Here is a 16,159-nt window from a genome sequence, read left to right on the forward strand (position 1 = left end):
GGGATTATCCTTTGACCGCGCCCGCCATCAGACCGCGAACGAAGTAGCGGCCGGCGAGGATGTAGACGAGAAGCGTGGGCATGGCGGCGATCATCGCCGCGGCCATGTTGACATTGTATTCGACCACACCGGTCGAGGTGTTGACGACGTTGTTCAGCGCCACCGTCATCGGCATGGACTCGCCGGTTCCCGCATAGGCGGATGCGAACAGGAAGTCGTTCCAGATGTTGGTGAACTGGTAGATCACGGTCACGACGATGATCGGCAGCGAGTTCGGCAGCATGATGCGGCGGAAGATCTGGAAGAAGCTCGCGCCATCCACCTGCGCCGCGCGCACCAGTTCGGTCGGAAATGCCTCGTAGTAGTTGCGGAAGAACAGCGTCGTGAAGCCGAGACCGTAGACAACGTGGACGATAACCAGATTGACCGTCGGATTGCCGAAGCCGAGCGACATGCCAATATCATTGGTGAGCATGTTGCCGAAGCGGCCGAGGCTGCCGAGAATGGTCGCCATCGGCAAAAGCACCGACTGGAACGGAATGAAGCAGGCAAAGAGCATCAGGCCGAAGACCAGCGTATGGCCGGGGAAGCGCCACTTGGTGAGCACGTAGCCGTTCAGCGCGCCGAGGATGGTCGAGATCGCGACGGCGGGAACGACCATCTTGATCGAGTTCCAGAAGTAGCCCTTGATGCCGGCGCAGGTGAGGCCGACGCAGGTTTCGCCCCAGGCCTTGATCCATGGCTCGAAGGTCGGCGCCGCCGGTAGCGACAACATGTTGCCGCCCTGGATCTCGTCCATCGTCTTGAACGAGGTGACCAACATGACGAAGAGCGGCATCAGGTAGATGATCGCGAAGATCGCGAGTACGCCGTAGATGAAGATGCGGTTGAACATCCGCATGCGTGCCATGTGGGAGGCATCCGATGTGACCGTGCTCATCGTGATTTCTCCCGCAGTTCCGAATAGAGATAGGGAATGATGATGGCCGAGATGGTCATCAGCATGATCACGGCGCTGGCCGAGCCGACGGCCATCTCGTTGCGCTTGAAGGTGTATTCATACATGAAGTTGGACGGCAGCCAGGCAGAGCCGCCAGGACCGCCCGAGGTCAGCGCGACCACGAGGTCGTAGGACTTGATCGCCATGTGCGCGAGCACGATGAAGGCCGACAGGAAGACGGGCCTCAGAAGCGGAATGATGATGCGGCGGTAGAGCTGCACCGTCGAGGCGCCGTCGATCTGCGCCGCCTTCATGATCTCGCTGTCGATGCCGCGAAGGCCCGCCAGGAACATCGCCATGACGAAGCCCGAGGCCTGCCAGACGCCGGCGATGACAACGGTGTAGATCACGAAGTCCTTGTTCTTGATCCAGTCGAAGTGAAAACTCGTCCAGCCGAAATGGTGCAACGTCTGCTCCAGCCCGAGGCCCGGATCGAGAAACCATTTCCAGGCAACCCCGGTGACGATGAAGGAGAGCGCCATCGGATAGAGGAAGATCGGCCGCAGAATGCCTTCGCCGCGGATCTTCTGGTCGAGCAGGATGGCGAGCAGCAGCCCGAGGCCCAGGCAGATCGCGATATAGAGGAAGCCGAAGATCCCCATATTGGTGATCGACGTGTACCAGGACGATGGCGGATCGCTCTCGAAGGTCCAGCGCCAGAGCCGTTGATAGGCGCGAGGCCCGGTCAGCGCGTAGGACGGAAAGGTCTTTGAATTGGTGAAGGACAGATAGACCGTCCAGAGGATGAAGCCGTAGACGAAGACCAGCGTGATGGCAAAGCTCGGCGCGAGCACGATTTTCGGCAGCGCGTCCTGCAGCCATCCGCGCAAGGAAAACGACGTTCCGCGCTGCGCTGTGACTTCTGGTTTGGTAGTAGCGATAGTGCTCATAACATTCATCCCCCTCCCAAGGGTGACGTTGGCAGTCGATATCTTCCCCGCCATCTGAGGCGGGGAAGACCATGCTTGGAGCCGATTACTTGGCGTCGTCGATTGCCTTCACGAGCTCTTCGACAGCCTGGTCGGAGGTCTTGATCTGGCCGTGAACGAACTTCGAGACGACGTCCTTGTAGGCGTTGGCAACGGCCGGAGGCGCGCCATAGCCCTGTGCCAGCGAGCCGAACAGCGTGCCGCCTTCGTTGGCTGCCTTCAGGTCGGCGATGCCCTTCTTGCCGCAGGCGTCGAAGTCGGTATCCGGCACGTCGGTACGGGCAGGGACCGAGCCCTTGACGACGTTGAACGCCGACTGGAAGCTCTTCGACAGCGTTGCTGTCGCAAGCGCCACCTGGGCGGCCTTGCGATCGTCGGGAACGTTGAACATGCCGAACATGTCGGAGTTGTAGATCACGCTGCCGTCGGTGCCCGGGAAGCGGTAGCAAAGGAAGTCGGTGTCAGGGGTCTTCTTGGCGGCGACGAATTCGCCCTTGGCCCAGTCACCCATGACCTGCACCAGCGCATCACCCTTGATGACCATGGCGGTCGCAAGGTTCCAGTCACGGCCGGAGAAGTTCGGATCGACATACTTGATCAGCGTGGCCAGGTTGTCGAACGACTTCTTCATCGTGTCGGACTTCAGCGACTCCTCGTCGAGTTCGTTGAAGGCCTTCTTGTAGAACTCCGGTCCGCCGGTCGAAAGCACGACGCTGTCGAACATAGTGGCTTCCTGCCAGTTCTGACCGCCGAGGGCGAGCGGCGTGACGCCGGCGGCCTTCGCCTTGTCGAGCAGGGCAACGAGGTCTTCGAAGGTCTTCGGCTGCGTGCCGCCGATCTTGTCCATCACGGCCTTGTTGATCCAGAGCCAGTTGACGGAGTGAACGTTGACGGGAGCTGCGACCCACTTGCCGTCATAGACGGAGAACTTCTGCAGCGCTGCCGGAACAGACTTGTCCCAGCCTTCCTTCTTCGYGGTTTCGGTGAGATCGCCCATCACACCTGCTTGCGCGTAGTCGAGAACGGTGTAGCCGAGCATCTGCGAAGCGGTCGGGTAGGTGCCTGCCGCAACCATCGCCTTCAGCGCGGTCATCGCGGCGTCACCGCCACCACCGGCGACAGGCACGTCTTTCCAAGCGTAGCCTTCCTTCGCCAGATCGCCCTTCAGCACGTTGAGCGCGGCGGCTTCGCCACCCGACGTCCACCAATGCAGCATCTGCACTTCCTTGACATCGGCAGCGCGGGCCAAACCACCCACGGCACCAACTGCCAATGCGACCACGGCGGTCGCCGTTAGAAATCTGCGCATTTGAAAACCTCCCGTTTTCAAGTTCGCGAAACGAGACCCATTCTCGTTCCGTATCCCCCGCCCTCCTCGAGCGTGGTTTCTGCAGACCGGCTCCCCGCCGGCTGTCAGTTCCTGGGCATCCACCAGTTTGTGCGGCTGCCGATATGCATGTTGAGCGTCTTCGTCTCGGTGTAATCCTCCACCGCATGGCGGCCGAGTTCGCGCCCGAGGCCGGACTGCTTGTATCCCCCGAACGGCAGCTCCGATGCGCCGTCCATAAATGTGTTCATCCAGACGGTTCCCGCACGTACTCTACGCCCGATTGTCAGGCATGTATCGAAATCCTTGCTCCAGACGCCGGCCGAGAGACCGTAATCGATGGAATTGGCGATCTCGATCGCCTCCTCGGTGGTCTCGAAGGTGAGGACAGAGAGGACGGGCCCGAACACCTCCTCGCGCGCGACCGTCATCCCCGGCGTGACCTGAGAGAGAATGGTCGGTGCCATGAACTGGCCCATGCCCAGATCCAGCGCCCCGCCGCCATGGGCGACTTCGGCGCCGGCGCTTTTTGCCGCCGCGACGTAGCCGGCGATCTTGTCGAAGTGCTGCGGCGTGATGATCGCGCCAACTTGTGTGGTCGGATCCAGGGGGTCGCCGACCTTTACAAGCTTGGCAAGCGCCGCCACGCGCGCGACCACGTCGCTCGCGATGGATTTGTGCAGGATCAGCCGCGAGCCTGCATTGCAGCATTCGCCGGCGTTGAAATAGGCGCCGAACACGGCCGCGTCGATGAAGGCGTCTAGGTCGGCATCGGGGAACACGATCTGCGGGTTCTTGCCGCCGAGTTCCAGCGAGACCTTCTTGAGCGTTTGCGCCGCATTGGTCATCGTCAGCTTACCAACGCCGGTCGAACCGGTGAAAGAAACCATATCGACGTCGGGGTGTGCAGTCATGATCGCGCCAACTTCGGCGCCCGTGCCGGTCACGATATTGACGACGCCATCGGGGACGCCGGCTTCCTGCAGGATTTCGCCGAGCACGATCGTCGAGCCCGAGGTCAGTTCCGACGGCTTGACCACGCAGGTGCAGCCTGCCGCAAGCGCGAAGGGCAGTTTCTGGCCGACGATCAGGAACGGGAAATTCCACGGCGTGATGATCGAGACGACACCGATCGCCTCGCGCAGCACGACACCGAGTGTGCCGTCGCCGAGCGTGTTGTAGCTTTCGCCATGCAGGTCGCGGGCAAGGGCGGCGGCATAGCGCCAGATATCGACCGATCCTGCGATCTCGCTCTTGACCTGAGAGATCGGCTTGCCGGCCTCGATCGCATCGAGATAGGCAAGCTCATCGGCCCTGGCGGCGATGAGATCGGCGGCCTTGAGCAGGATCGCGGAGCGCTCCGATGCCGTCATGCGCGGCCAAGGGCCGGTGTCGAACGCCTTGCGCGCGGCTGCAATCGCGCGCTCGGCGTCCGCCTTGGAACCAGTCTGAAAGCGGCTGACGACGACGCCGTGGCTCGGCGCGACACGCTCGATCGGTGCGGCATTGCCGGCGATCCATTTGCCGTCAATCAGCATCTTGAAGTCACGAACCGTCTGATTGGCGAGCGCCTTTGGGGTGACCAGAACCGTCATTACCATTCTCCCTTGAACTGTGCCGGGCGTTTCTCGCTGAACGCGGTCACGCCTTCCTTGAGGTCGCCGGTTTTGGCGACCAGGATCGAGCCGAGCGCTTCAACCGCCGTACCGTTGTCCTCGCCATTTGCCGATGCGATCATAAGCTTTGTGATCTCGAGTGCCGCCGGTCCGCGTGTCGCGACGCGGCGTGCGTAGTCACGTGCCGCGTCGACAGCGGTGCCGGTGGCCACGACCATGTCGACCATGCCGGACTGGCGGGCTTCCTCGGCCGTGAAGATCTCGCCGCCCAGCGCCATCCTGCGCACTATCTGCGCGCCGAACCGCTTGACGAGACGCTGCGTGCCCGACCAGCCGGGGATCATTCCAAGGCCCGTTTCCGGAAGGCCGATCTTGATCTGCTCTTCGGCGATCCTGATGTCGGCAAGGCCTGCCAACTCGAGCCCGCCGCCGAGCGCGTGGCCGTTCAGCGCGGCGATCAGGGGTACGCGAAGCGTGGCGAGACGCTCGAAGACACGATGGCCGTAGCGCACCCAGGCGTGCCCGAACTCCTGCGGCGCCATGTGCCCCCAGGCCTTGATATCGCCGCCCGCCGAGAAGGCCTTGCCTTCGCCGGTGAGGATGGCGACATGCACATCCGGATTGGCTTCCACCGCGTCGGCGGCTTCCGACAGAGCCTTCAGCATGTCGAGGTCGAGCGCATTCAGCTTCTCGGGCCGTGATACGGTCATGATAGCGAGAGAGCGGTCGATGTCGATGCGCACGGTTCCGCTAGTCATGGAAGGTGCCCTCCAGAACGCGGGCACTTTTTACCGGCAGCGACAATCCGATCGGCCCTTCGGCAAAGAGCCCGGCGTCCATCACCTTGAGTTCCTTGGCGACCAAGAGGGGGAACTCCGATTGTTCCAGAATATGCGTCTGCAGGTCGATGCCGGGTGCGATTTCGGTGAGGACGATCCCGTCGGCGGTGAGCTTCATTACGCAGCGCTCGGTCACATAGGTGATGTCCTGGCCCTGCTCGATCGCCCGGCGGCCGGAGAAGGTCACGTGTTCGACCTCGTTGACCAGCTTCTTCAGCTTGCCTTCCTTCTCGATGACAAGCTTGCCATCGGCGATGCTGAGCTTGGCGCCTGCATTGAACATGCCGGAGAAGACAATCTTGCGGGCACGTGCGGTGATATCGACGAAGCCGCCGGCTCCGGCCGTCACATGCGGACGGAAGGAGAGCTTGGAGACGTTGACCGAGCCATCCCGGCCGATCTCCAGGAAGGACAACAGCGACGCGTCGAAACCGCCACCCTGGAAATAGGTGAACTGGTAGGGCGATGGCATGTAGGCATCGGCGTTCGAGGCGCAGCCAAAGGCGAAGTCGAGCAGCGGAACGCCCCCGACCGCACCTTGCTCGATCACCCAGGTGACCGACCCGTGCTGGCCCTCTTCCATCAGGATGCGGGGCACATTCGCCGAGATGCCAAAGCCGAGATTGACGCAGCTGTTGGCCTGAAGCTCCTGCGCGACGCGACGCGCAATTACCTTCTGGATGTTGAATTCGGGCACGCGGAACGTATCGAGCGGGCGGAAGATTTCGCCTGAAATCGCAGGATCGTAGAGCGTCTGTGTCGTCTGCTTCTGCTCTGGGTCGACAATGATGTAGTCCACGAGCATACCCGGCACGCGCACGTCATGTGGCTTCAGCGAGCCCTGCTTGGTGATGCGCTTCACCTGCGCGATGACGATGCCACCATTGTTGCGCGCGGCGAGGGCTTGGTCTAGCCCGCCGAGATAGGCGCCCTCGTGCTCATAGGTCAGGTTGCCGTGCTCGTCAGCCGTCGTTGCTCTGATGATCGTGACATCGGGCGTGATGGCCGGAAAATACAGCCAGTCGTCTCCCTCGAAAGAGACGCGCTTGACCACGGGTGTTTCCTGAGCGGCGGCGTTCATCGCGCAGCCCTGACGCTTCGGGTCCACGAATGTGTCCATCCCCACTTTCGTCAGAACGCCGGGTCGCTTGGCGGCCGCCTCGCGGTGCATGTCGAACATCACGCCGGAGGGGATGTTATAGGCCGGGATCTCGTTGCCGGTAATCATTTGCCAGATCAGCGGTGGTTCGGCCGTCGACGGGCCGGAGGGGTAGGAGCCACCGATGATCCGCTTCAGGAGACCCTTGCGCGCGATGTGGTCGATGCCTTTGATCCCGCTCATGTCGCCGGCGGCGATCGGGTGCAGCGTGGTGATGTCGCGCGGATGGCCTGTTGCTTCGAAGCGCTCGCCGATCGCTTTAAGCATCAGGTCGGGGCAGCCCAGGCCGCTGGACGAGGAGACCGAAACAACGGCGCCGTCGGGGATCAGGTCAGCAGCTTGCGATGGGGTGACGTGCTTGTTCATCTCTCTCAAAGTCCTGTCTTGACCGGCACCGCAGCACCCGTGCGCGCGGCTTGCGCAACCGCGAGACCCGTCGCCAGCGACCATATGCCATCCTTGGCCGTTGCTGACGGCTTTCCATTGCCGGCGACGGCGGCGTGAAATGCGGTGAGCGCGGTCTCGTATAGATTGCCGCCGGTGACTGACAGAGACCGCTCGCCGTCTGCGGTCCGCAAGGTGACGGTGCCATCTGGCCGCTGGGTCATGACATTGCGGCCGATCAGCGAGCCCTCTGTGCCGTGCACCTCCAAACCGGTCTCGGCGTATTTCGTGGTGAAGCCGTCGTGGAACTGGGCGATGATATCGTCCTCGAAGCGCATGACGCCCATGACGGCGTCCTCTAGACCTTCTTTGCCCATGCCGCCGGCCTGCGAAAATGCGATCACCTCGACGGGGTTTCGTCCGAGCACGTAGCGCAGCGTGTCCGTGTCATGGACGGTGATGTCGAGAATGACCCCGCCGCCGGCCTGCGGCTTGTCGAGCCGCCAGCCCTGCAGATGCGGCGGCAGGTAAACAGCGTGGAACACGCGTGCCGAGAGCGGCTTTCCGATCTGGCCGGCCGCGATTGCGTCACGCATCGCAGTATGGGTCGAGGCATTGCGCAGGTGGTGGTTCGTGGCGAGAACGACGCCCGCTTCATCTGCAGCCTTGGTCATCGCATGAGCATCCTCGAGAGAAAGCGCCAGTGGCTTTTCGCAGAGAATATGCTTTCCCGCGCGCGCGGCGGCAGTTGCCTGGGCGCTGTGCAGCTCGTTGGTGGTCGAAATATAGACAGCATCGATCTCGGGGTCGGAGAGGAGAGCATCGAGATCGGAGACGTGCTTGCCGATATTATTCTCCGCGGCATAGGAGCGGGCGCGCTCCTGGCTGGTGCTCATGATGGAGACGACCTCGCCGCCAGTGGCGCGAATTGCTCCAATCACCCATTCGCGCGCAATCGTACTCGCGCCGATGAGACCCCAACGAACCGTCATGCCATTTTCCTCCCAGGCTTGTTCATCGCCGCGCCGCAGCTTTCGCGCACGATCAGGCGCACCGAGCTCACGGCTGATTCCGCTTCTGGCTTTCCAGCGTTGATCTGCTTCAGCAGCATCTGTGCGGCGCGTTGGCCGATCCCCTGCGGATCGACCGAGATGGTGGTCAGTGCCGGCACCGTGGTCTTTGCCTCGATCACGTCGTCGAAGCCGACGACGGCGAAGTTCTTGCCGGGCTCGATGCGGCGCGCTCTCAGCCCGTCGCAGACGCCGAAGGCAACCGCATCATTAAAACAGACGGCGGCCGTTGGCGGATCTGGCATGGCCATAGCGCGTGCAAGCGCATCGACGCCGCCAGCGCGCGATGGCGCGGACGAGACGACAAGCTCCTCTTGGAAGCCGGTGCCGGTTTTCGACATGGCGTCGCGATAGCCACCCAGGCGCTCGTCGAAGACGGCGGTGTCTGGAAAGCCCCCGACGAATGCAATGCGGCTGTGGCCGAGCGCTGCCAGATGCTCGACGGCGGCAAAGGTGCCGGCATGATTGTCGGAGACGAGCGACGACACCTTGGCGCCGGGGATGTTGCGAACGACGAGCACGACCGGAATGCCGGCCATGACAAGCGGCTTCAGGTCGAGCGCTTCGGTGCCGCGCGCCGGCGAGATGATCAGGCCCGAGACGCCATGCTCGCGCATCGAGGCTATGACTTCGCGCTGGCGATCGATGCTCTCGCTGGTGTTTGACAGGAATTGCACGAAGCCGGCCGACTGCACGACCGTGTCGACGCCCACGGCAAGTTCGGCGAAGAAGCTATTGGTGAGGTCGTTGACGACGATGCCGATGATCTTCGATCGCGCATTCGCCTGGCGAAGGTTCGCCGCGCCGCGATTATAAACATAGCCCAGCTCCCGCATGACGGCGTTGACCTTCGTACGGGTGCTCTCATTCACCAGGGGCGAGGCTTGCAGCACCAGCGAGACAGTCGACTTGGAAACGCCGGCAGCCTTCGCGATGTCGATGACGGTGACCCGTCCCTTGCCCATGAATGTCCTCCCTTAGCCAGCGCCTTTTTCCTGTTAATAATTGGAACGTTCCAACTTTGTCAAGCGGAGTTAATTGGTCGACGCCGATGCTCCCGGTGGAATTCACGGGAAAGTATCTGTTGCGATGCAAAATGGCGGAAAACAACTGATTTCGTCACTTGCTGGCGTGCTGAAAGCGACAGGTGGCGCCTGGTTCCCATGGGATAAAACGGGCTTGCAATTTGGAACGATCCAAATTATTGCATTGTCCACGTCTTGAGGAGGACCCCATGAGCTTGACCTTGAATCTGCCTGACGCCGATGGTGCTGTACGCGAATATCGCCTCGTCGGAACCCCGATCGAGCGGCCGTCGAAGCCACCGGTATTCAATCGGATTGCCTATGCTGCGGCCCACGTCGTCTCCGATCCGTGCCGGGATTTCGATCCCTGGGGCAAGCCGGCGATCGACTGGGATACGACGATCGGTTTCAGGCGCCATCTCTGGAGCCTAGGCTTCAAGATCGCCGAAGCCATGGACACCTCGCAGCGCGGGATGGGGCTTGATTGGGCAGGTGCGCAGGAGCTCATTCGCCGGTCGCTGGAAGAGGCGCGCCATGTCGATGGTGCCGATCTTGCCTGCGGCGCTGGCACAGACCATCTAGCGGCGGCCGATGCGCGCTCGCTGGATGACGTCATCAAGGCCTACGAAACGCAGATCGAGTTCGTGGAAAAACACGGTGGTCGCGCCATCATGATGGCGAGCCGCGCGCTTGCCCGCGTCGCCAAATCACCTGACGATTACATCAAGGTCTACAGCCGCATTCTCTCGCAGGCGAAGGACAAGGTTGTCCTGCACTGGCTGGGTGACATGTTCGATCCGAACCTTGCCGGCTATTGGGGAAGCGTTGATTTCGAGCCAGCACTCAAATGCGCGCTTGATATCATCAATGAAAACCGGAGCAAGGTCGAAGGTATCAAGATCTCGTTGCTCGACAACGCCAAGGAAGTGCAGCTTCGCGACCGTCTTCCAGAGGCGGTAATGTGCTTCACCGGTGACGACTTCAATTACGCTGAATTGATCGAGGGTGATGGCAAACGCTACAGCCACGCGCTTCTCGGTATTTTCGACGCCGTGGCGCCGTCTGCCTCCAAGGCGCTCGCGTCGCTGGCGGCGGGTGATACCACGACCTTCCGCTCCGTGATCGAGCCAACGGTGCCGCTGTCGCGCAAGATCTTCGAGGCGCCCACGCAATATTACAAGGCGGGCGTGGTCTTCCTGGCGTGGCTGAACGGCCACCAACGCCATTTCAGCCTGCCCGCCGGCATGCAATCGGCGCGCGGCATCAATCACTATGCGGATATCTTCCGCCTGGCCGACAAGGCAAATGTGCTCGATCGGCCGGAGTTGGCGGCTGAGCGCATGAAGAACTTCGTCGGCGTCTTCGGCGTGCAATAAGCCAGGCGGAAAGCCGCCTGGCTTATGATGATCGGCATAGTCCTGTCTCAAATTAATAAAAGGACCGGCGTGTGGTGACGCCGGTCCTCCCGAACGCTAGGCCGCAGCGAAGGGAACAGCCACGAAGGTCTTGTTGCCGCCTCGCTGTACGAGGAGCAGCACGGACTTCTTCTCGGTCTTTGCTGCATCCGCCACCGCGTTCTTAGCTTCACTCGCGTCGTGAACGGTCTTATCGTTCACCGACAGGATGATGTCTCCGGTCTGTAGGCCGGCCTTCGCGGCGGGCTTGTCCGGCGACACGTTGGCGATGACCGCGCCCTCGATTTTCTGCGACAGGCGAAGCTGTGCGCGGATATCGGGGGTGAGGTCGGCAAGTGCAACGCCGATCCTCGGCCCGCTCTGAGCATGCTTTTCGGTGCCGCCTGCGCTTGCGAGCTGCTGTCCGTCATCGCCACCGCCGATCGAGACCTTCAAGTCGACGCTCTTGCCGCCGCGCCAGACCGTGACGGTCTGTTTGTCGCCAGGCGACAGATCTGCCACCAGGCGCGAGAGATCCTTCGGCGATGTCACGCTGTCGCTTCCGACGTTGGTGACGACGTCGCCAGCCTTGAGACCAGCCTTGGCAGCGGGTGAGCCTTCCGAGACGTCGGCGACGAGCGCGCCTTGCGGCTTGGCAAGACCGATCGCATCGGCGACATCCTGTGTGACGCCCTGGATCTGAACGCCGAGATAGCCGTGCTCGATGGAGCCGTTCTTCTGCAGCTTGGCGACGATCGTCTTGGCTTCATCCGATGGGATCGCGAAGCCGACACCGACGCTGCCGCCGTTCGGCGAATAGATGGCGGTGTTGATGCCGACGACGTGACCGTCGCGATCAACGAGCGGACCGCCCGAATTGCCGTGGTTGATCGGCGCATCGATCTGGATGAAGTCGTCATATGGGCCGCTGTGCAGATCGCGGCCGCGTGCCGAGACGATGCCGGCCGTCACGGTCGTGCCGATGCCGAAGGGGTTGCCGATCGCCAGAATCTGGTCGCCGAGCTTCAGCTTGCCGGAATCGCCCCAGGCGATGGTCGGCAGGGCCTTCGGGGCCTCGATCTTGACCACGGCCAAATCGGCCTTGGCGTCGGCGCCGATCAGCTTGCCGGGCAGTTCCGTGCCGTCGTCGAGCGTTACCTTGATATCGGTGGCGTTGGCGATGACGTGGTTGTTGGTGACGATGTAGCCGTCCGGGCTGACGATGAAGCCGGAGCCGAGGGCCTGCGCATGCTCACCCGATTGCGGTGCCTGATGCGGCACTGGAATCCCCTGCTGCTCGAAGAACTGCTTGAACTGCTGCTGCATCTCGGAATTGTCGGTGCTGTCATCGGCGCCCGATGCCTTCATCGTCGTCACGATGGTCACCACGGCCGGCTTGTCGGCATCGACGACATCGGCAAAAGAACCGCTGCCGTTGGGGGAGGTGGCGACCGACGCCGGCGACGCTACGGCCGGTGACGTTTCGAACGCATAAGGAAGCGAGGCCGCGCCAACGATGATTGCCGCACCGAGAAGGGCTGCTGACCGGCGGCGATTGAGGATGTTTGACATGATGTCTGTCCTTTATATGTGTTGCTCGATCGCGTGATGGCTTTCACCAGTAGTAGACGCGTGAGATACATATCTGCCGACCAGGATGTATTTTCAAATTAAATATAGATTAGGTAATTGTTACGTTTTCGTCATTTATTACAAAAGTTTAATGATGTGACGCCTAGTATATGTCGCGCGCGCGAATGCGACGACTATCGCAGGCCGAATGCTCTTCTCCGGCCGGTCTATGGGTGGTTTTAAGGGGGGATTTCGACTGCGATCGGCCATGCTTTGTCCTCGGACAAGCTGCCGATCGCGGAAGAGCCTTGGGAGGCATTGCGTGGTCCGCCGCAGGGCTGGGACGCGGGGCTTCCCTAGCGCGGCACCATCGGCGCGTCGATACACACTAAAGTGACCCAAGCCGCGAATTTTGTTATGAACGAAACTCATCATCGTCATTTTGCGCGCTGGCTTGTGCTCTGTTATGGGTATTCGGGCAGAGAACGAAACTGAAGCGAAAGCACTCGCACAATGTTCCTTAGCGACCGTCAAACCGAAATCGTCGATATGGCCAAGTCGAAAGGCCGGATATTCGTCGAGGATCTGGCAGCACATTTCTCCGTGACGCCGCAAACCATTCGCAAGGATCTCAACGACATCTGCGATGCCCAGATTTTGACCAGAGTGCATGGTGGCGCGGTCTTCCCGAGCGGTACGGAGAACGTCAAATACGAAGCGCGACGTCAGATCGCCTCGAGCGAAAAGCAGGCCATCGGCCTGGCTGCCGCCAGCCTCATTCCCAACAACGCGTCGTTGTTCATCAATATCGGCACGACAACCGAGGCCGTCGGTGAAGCCCTCATCAATCATCACGAGCTCATGGTGATCACCAACAACATCAACGTCGCCAACCGGCTGAGGTTGCTGCCGGCCATCGAGGTTGTGATTGCCGGTGGCGTAGTGCGCAGCGCCGATGGCGGCATCGTCGGGGAGGCGGCGGTCGATTTCATCCGGCAGTTCAAGGTTGATTACGCCGTGATCGGCGCCTCCGCGCTCGATGAGGATGGTGCGCTTCTCGATTACGATTTCCGCGAGGTGAAGGTGGCACAGGCGATCATCGCAAATGCCCGCCATGTCATCCTGGTCGCCGATTCCACCAAGTTTGAGCGCACGGCGCCGGTCAGGATTGCCCAGCTCTCCCAGGTGCACACCTTTATTACCGATCGTTGCCCGGTTCCATCCGTGCGGCAGTTCTGTCTTGAGAACGATGTCCGGCTGATTGAGACCAGCACGCAAAGCCAGCCGCAGACTGAGCTGGCGTGACACGCTTTCCAGTGTTCCCACCAAGGATGATTGTTGCCCATGAGCCTAGAGACCGTCCGTGCATTTCTCAGCGCATCCGCTCCCGATATCGAGATCGTCGAAACCGAAATGAGTTCTGCGACCGTCGCGCAGGCGGCCGAGGCGCATGGGGTCGATCCGGCGCAGATCGCCAAGACGATCTGCCTGCGTCTCGATGACGCGCCGATCCTGGTCGTCGCGGGCGGTCTGGCGCGGCTGGACAATCGCAAGTTCAAGGATACCTTCGGCACCAAGGCGCGGCTGCTGAATGCCGAAGAGGTCGTCGCGGCGACCAGTCACCCTGTTGGCGGGGTTTGTCCGTTCGGGCTTCCGTCGCCGCTGCGCATTTATTGCGACGTTTCCCTCAAGCAATTTGAAGAGGTGGTGCCTGCCGCGGGATCGACGAATTCGGCTGTCCGGATCGCCACGGATCGCCTGGCGGAGTTGACCAAGGCGACCTGGGTCGACGTTTGCCAATAGGCAGATACACGAACAATTGAACCAGATTCAACGCAAAGCTTAAAACGCAGAAAAAGAAACCTATATAAGAAGGCGAAACTCAACTGTTGCCATATGGGAGACTTTAGATGCCTCGTGCCGTTTCACGTTTTGCCAAGGTTGCGGCGATCGCCGCCCTGACAGGCGTTACCGTATTTGCGTCCATCGGCGATGCGGATGCGCGGCGGGCAGGAAGCTCCGGTTTCGGTAGCCGCGGTACACGCACGTTCCAGGCGCCGCCTGTCACCCGCACCGCGCCGGCCCCTGCCGCTCCGATGGATCGTTCGATGAGCCAGCGCCCTGAAGCCAACGCGCCTGGCGCCGCGACGCAGCCGGCCTTCGGTGGTGCCCAGCAGCGTGGTGGCCTGTTTGGCGGCTTCGGCCGGTCGATGATCGGCGGCCTGGTTGCTGGCGGCTTGCTCGGCATGCTGCTTGGTCACGGGTTCGGCGGCGGCTTTGGCTTCCTCGGCATGCTCTTGCAGTTCGCTCTGATCGCCGGCGCCGTCATGCTCGCCGTCCGTTTCTTCGCCAATCGCGGTCAGCAGCCGGCCTATGGCTCGGCGCGTTCGAGCGGCGTCAGCCCGATGGCATCGAACGGCAACTCGTCTTTCCGCATTCCGAGCATCGGCTCCGGTGCAGCCGGCTTTGGCCTCGGCGGCTCGAATGCCGCTCCGCAACCGCCGCGCAACGATCAGCCGAGCGACGAAATCGGGATTAAGTCTGACGACCTTGACCGGTTCGAACGGCTCCTGACCGAGGTTCAGACGGCCTACGGTGCCGAGGACTACGGCACGCTGCGCAAGCTGACCACGCCGGAAGCCATGTCCTATCTCGCCGAGGAACTGGGCGAAAACGCTTCCAACGGCGTTCGCAATCAGGTCAGCGACGTCAAGCTGCTGCAGGGCGATGTCGCCGAAGCCTGGCGTGAAGACGGTTCCGATTACGCAACGCTTGCCATGCGCTATCAGTCCATCGATGCTGTCGTCGAGCGTGATGGGGGTCGGGTGGTCAGCGGCGACACGCGCTCGCCGACTGAGAGCACCGAGGTCTGGACCTTCGTGCGCAAATCCGGCACTGACTGGAAGCTTGCCGCAATCCAGGGCACCGAACAGCGCGCTGCCTGATATCCATGTCGTTAACGTCCTGCTTCAGCCCTCCTGAGCTGCGGCAGGCACGACCCAAAGCGGTCGATCTTCGCGACGCGGCGCGGCAATTGTTGGAGCGGCTTCCTCTTCTGTGAGGAGGCCCTCTTCGTTTTCGCTGACGTCGACTTCATACGCATAGTCGTAAAGCATCTCGCAGGCGCGTTCGCTGGCCTTGATCTTGGCCTCCGTCTCGCTGATCGCAGAGGCGATGGCCTTGACGCGGGCGCGTAGCATCGAGCCGAGGATGTCGGTCGAAGGTCGCTTTTCTAGGCGTTCCAGATGATGCTCGATACGCGCGGCGTGGCGCTCGAGTTCGCGCTTTGAAAAGCGCGCCTTGCGCATGTCCTCTGAGAGATCGTCGCGCATGCGCGCGAGCGGATCGAAGGTGCCGGGCTCGCGCTCATCCAGCGTCAACTCATTGACGAGTTTCTCGATGACGATCAGCGCCTGCAGATCGACGGGATCGGCGAGTTCGACGTCATAGCCGGTATCGTCGAACACCTTGCGGCGAACGGGATCCAGCAGCAGTTCATAGGCCTTTTGCACCCGCCCGAATGCGTTGGGATCGCCACCGGAATCCGGATGCGTCGACTTCGCGCGCCTACGGTAGGCAGATTTGATCTGGTCATCGCTCGCGTCCCTGCGGACACCGAGAATCTCGTATGGATTGGTCACTGTCCCTCCGCTGCTGTCGGACATCGTCGTGACACCCGTGAAGGGCATTCGTCTATCAATGCCGTTCTTCTACCATCACTGGGGCAGAGTTTGGACAAAAGAATACATAAGTTTGCGTGAACGCCCGGATTGGCTGAAGGCATCCACCGTCTGTCCACAGTTTGATTGGACTTACCTGCTTGCCACATCGTTTTCCGCTCGGA

15 protein-coding genes are annotated in these 16,159 nt (G+C 61.5%); 5 read left to right on the forward strand and 10 right to left on the reverse strand.

What is annotated here, in order from left to right:
- Positions 1 to 4: 4 nt before the first annotated feature.
- From AC1DOG_RS05255 to AC1DOG_RS05290, 8 genes are all read right to left on the reverse strand, one after another.
- The gene (locus AC1DOG_RS05255) at positions 5 to 940 is read right to left on the reverse strand and encodes a carbohydrate ABC transporter permease (protein ID WP_018896755.1); all 936 of its coding nucleotides are present in this window, start codon (positions 938 to 940) and stop codon (positions 5 to 7) included.
- Positions 937 to 1,890 carry a carbohydrate ABC transporter permease gene (locus AC1DOG_RS05260; RefSeq protein WP_112436635.1) on the reverse strand — a complete coding sequence of 318 codons (954 nt, stop codon included), beginning with the start codon at positions 1,888 to 1,890 and terminating at the stop codon, positions 937 to 939. The genes AC1DOG_RS05255 and AC1DOG_RS05260 overlap by 4 nt, the downstream gene beginning before the upstream one ends.
- Positions 1,891 to 1,975: 85 nt before the next feature.
- Positions 1,976 to 3,238 (reverse strand): ABC transporter substrate-binding protein, encoded by a 1,263-nt coding sequence (locus AC1DOG_RS05265; protein WP_477927019.1) that lies wholly within the window; start codon positions 3,236 to 3,238, stop codon positions 1,976 to 1,978.
- 104 nt (positions 3,239 to 3,342) lie between these two features.
- Positions 3,343 to 4,857: an aldehyde dehydrogenase family protein gene (locus AC1DOG_RS05270; protein ID WP_296433338.1), complete on the reverse strand. Its 1,515-nt coding sequence runs from the start codon at positions 4,855 to 4,857 to the stop codon at positions 3,343 to 3,345.
- Positions 4,851 to 5,630 carry an enoyl-CoA hydratase/isomerase family protein gene (locus AC1DOG_RS05275; protein ID WP_112943350.1) on the reverse strand — a complete coding sequence of 260 codons (780 nt, stop codon included), beginning with the start codon at positions 5,628 to 5,630 and terminating at the stop codon, positions 4,851 to 4,853. The genes AC1DOG_RS05270 and AC1DOG_RS05275 overlap by 7 nt, the downstream gene beginning before the upstream one ends.
- Positions 5,623 to 7,236, reverse strand: coding sequence for an acyl CoA:acetate/3-ketoacid CoA transferase (locus AC1DOG_RS05280; RefSeq protein WP_112943349.1), 1,614 nt, complete (start codon positions 7,234 to 7,236; stop codon positions 5,623 to 5,625). Before AC1DOG_RS05280 ends, AC1DOG_RS05275 begins: the two co-directional genes overlap by 8 nt.
- A gap of 5 nt (positions 7,237 to 7,241) precedes the next feature.
- A complete protein-coding gene (locus AC1DOG_RS05285) occupies positions 7,242 to 8,246 on the reverse strand; it encodes a Gfo/Idh/MocA family protein (protein ID WP_113168222.1) in 1,005 nt (334 codons plus the stop codon).
- Complete coding sequence (locus tag AC1DOG_RS05290; protein ID WP_112943347.1) at positions 8,243 to 9,289, reverse strand: LacI family DNA-binding transcriptional regulator; 1,047 nt, start codon at positions 9,287 to 9,289, stop codon at positions 8,243 to 8,245. The genes AC1DOG_RS05285 and AC1DOG_RS05290 overlap by 4 nt, the downstream gene beginning before the upstream one ends.
- Before the next feature lie 73 nt (positions 9,290 to 9,362).
- On the opposite strand from AC1DOG_RS05290, the gene AC1DOG_RS05295 reads away from it, so the two are divergent.
- The gene (locus tag AC1DOG_RS05295; RefSeq protein WP_162725048.1) at positions 9,363 to 9,548 is read left to right on the forward strand and encodes a hypothetical protein; all 186 of its coding nucleotides are present in this window, start codon (positions 9,363 to 9,365) and stop codon (positions 9,546 to 9,548) included.
- 10 nt (positions 9,549 to 9,558) lie between these two features.
- A complete protein-coding gene (locus tag AC1DOG_RS05300; protein ID WP_477927020.1) occupies positions 9,559 to 10,725 on the forward strand; it encodes a dihydrodipicolinate synthase family protein in 1,167 nt (388 codons plus the stop codon).
- 96 nt (positions 10,726 to 10,821) lie between these two features.
- On the opposite strand, the gene AC1DOG_RS05305 is transcribed toward AC1DOG_RS05300, so the two are convergent.
- Entirely contained in the window at positions 10,822 to 12,315 is a 1,494-nt protein-coding gene (locus AC1DOG_RS05305) for a DegQ family serine endoprotease (RefSeq protein WP_477927021.1), read from the reverse strand.
- Between the two features lie 513 nt (positions 12,316 to 12,828).
- Here AC1DOG_RS05305 and AC1DOG_RS05310 point away from each other — a divergent pair.
- The 3 genes from AC1DOG_RS05310 to AC1DOG_RS05320 all read left to right on the forward strand — a co-directional run bounded on the left by AC1DOG_RS05310 (position 12,829) and on the right by AC1DOG_RS05320 (position 15,260).
- Positions 12,829 to 13,620: a DeoR/GlpR family DNA-binding transcription regulator gene (locus AC1DOG_RS05310; RefSeq protein WP_112943344.1), complete on the forward strand. Its 792-nt coding sequence runs from the start codon at positions 12,829 to 12,831 to the stop codon at positions 13,618 to 13,620.
- Positions 13,621 to 13,659: 39 nt separating this feature from the next.
- The gene (locus tag AC1DOG_RS05315; RefSeq protein WP_112943343.1) at positions 13,660 to 14,118 is read left to right on the forward strand and encodes a YbaK/EbsC family protein; all 459 of its coding nucleotides are present in this window, start codon (positions 13,660 to 13,662) and stop codon (positions 14,116 to 14,118) included.
- A 107-nt stretch (positions 14,119 to 14,225) separates the two neighbouring features.
- Entirely contained in the window at positions 14,226 to 15,260 is a 1,035-nt protein-coding gene (locus AC1DOG_RS05320; protein WP_477927022.1) for a Tim44 domain-containing protein, read from the forward strand.
- A 24-nt stretch (positions 15,261 to 15,284) separates the two neighbouring features.
- Here AC1DOG_RS05320 and AC1DOG_RS05325 read toward each other — a convergent pair whose 3' ends face one another.
- Entirely contained in the window at positions 15,285 to 15,956 is a 672-nt protein-coding gene (locus tag AC1DOG_RS05325) for a J domain-containing protein (RefSeq protein WP_112943599.1), read from the reverse strand.
- Positions 15,957 to 16,159: the final 203 nt, after the last annotated feature.

The sequence above is a fragment of the Rhizobium sp. 01N48 genome, assembly GCF_056399145.1.

Bases quoted from the DNA above. Each gene is read 5' to 3' on its own strand.
- AC1DOG_RS05300 (WP_477927020.1), top strand. From the start codon at position 9,559: ATGAGCTTGACCTTGAATCTGCCTGACGCCGATGGTGCTGTACGCGAA.
- AC1DOG_RS05260 (WP_112436635.1), bottom strand. From the start codon at position 1,890: ATGAGCACTATCGCTACTACCAAACCAGAAGTCACAGCGCAGCGCGGA.
- AC1DOG_RS05280 (WP_112943349.1), bottom strand. From the start codon at position 7,236: ATGAACAAGCACGTCACCCCATCGCAAGCTGCTGACCTGATCCCCGAC.
- AC1DOG_RS05290 (WP_112943347.1), bottom strand. From the start codon at position 9,289: ATGGGCAAGGGACGGGTCACCGTCATCGACATCGCGAAGGCTGCCGGC.
- AC1DOG_RS05305 (WP_477927021.1), bottom strand. From the start codon at position 12,315: ATGTCAAACATCCTCAATCGCCGCCGGTCAGCAGCCCTTCTCGGTGCG.
- AC1DOG_RS05275 (WP_112943350.1), bottom strand. From the start codon at position 5,630: ATGACTAGCGGAACCGTGCGCATCGACATCGACCGCTCTCTCGCTATC.
- AC1DOG_RS05310 (WP_112943344.1), top strand. From the start codon at position 12,829: ATGTTCCTTAGCGACCGTCAAACCGAAATCGTCGATATGGCCAAGTCG.
- AC1DOG_RS05320 (WP_477927022.1), top strand. From the start codon at position 14,226: ATGCCTCGTGCCGTTTCACGTTTTGCCAAGGTTGCGGCGATCGCCGCC.
- AC1DOG_RS05255 (WP_018896755.1), bottom strand. From the start codon at position 940: ATGAGCACGGTCACATCGGATGCCTCCCACATGGCACGCATGCGGATG.
- AC1DOG_RS05315 (WP_112943343.1), top strand. From the start codon at position 13,660: ATGAGCCTAGAGACCGTCCGTGCATTTCTCAGCGCATCCGCTCCCGAT.
- AC1DOG_RS05285 (WP_113168222.1), bottom strand. From the start codon at position 8,246: ATGACGGTTCGTTGGGGTCTCATCGGCGCGAGTACGATTGCGCGCGAA.
- AC1DOG_RS05270 (WP_296433338.1), bottom strand. From the start codon at position 4,857: ATGGTAATGACGGTTCTGGTCACCCCAAAGGCGCTCGCCAATCAGACG.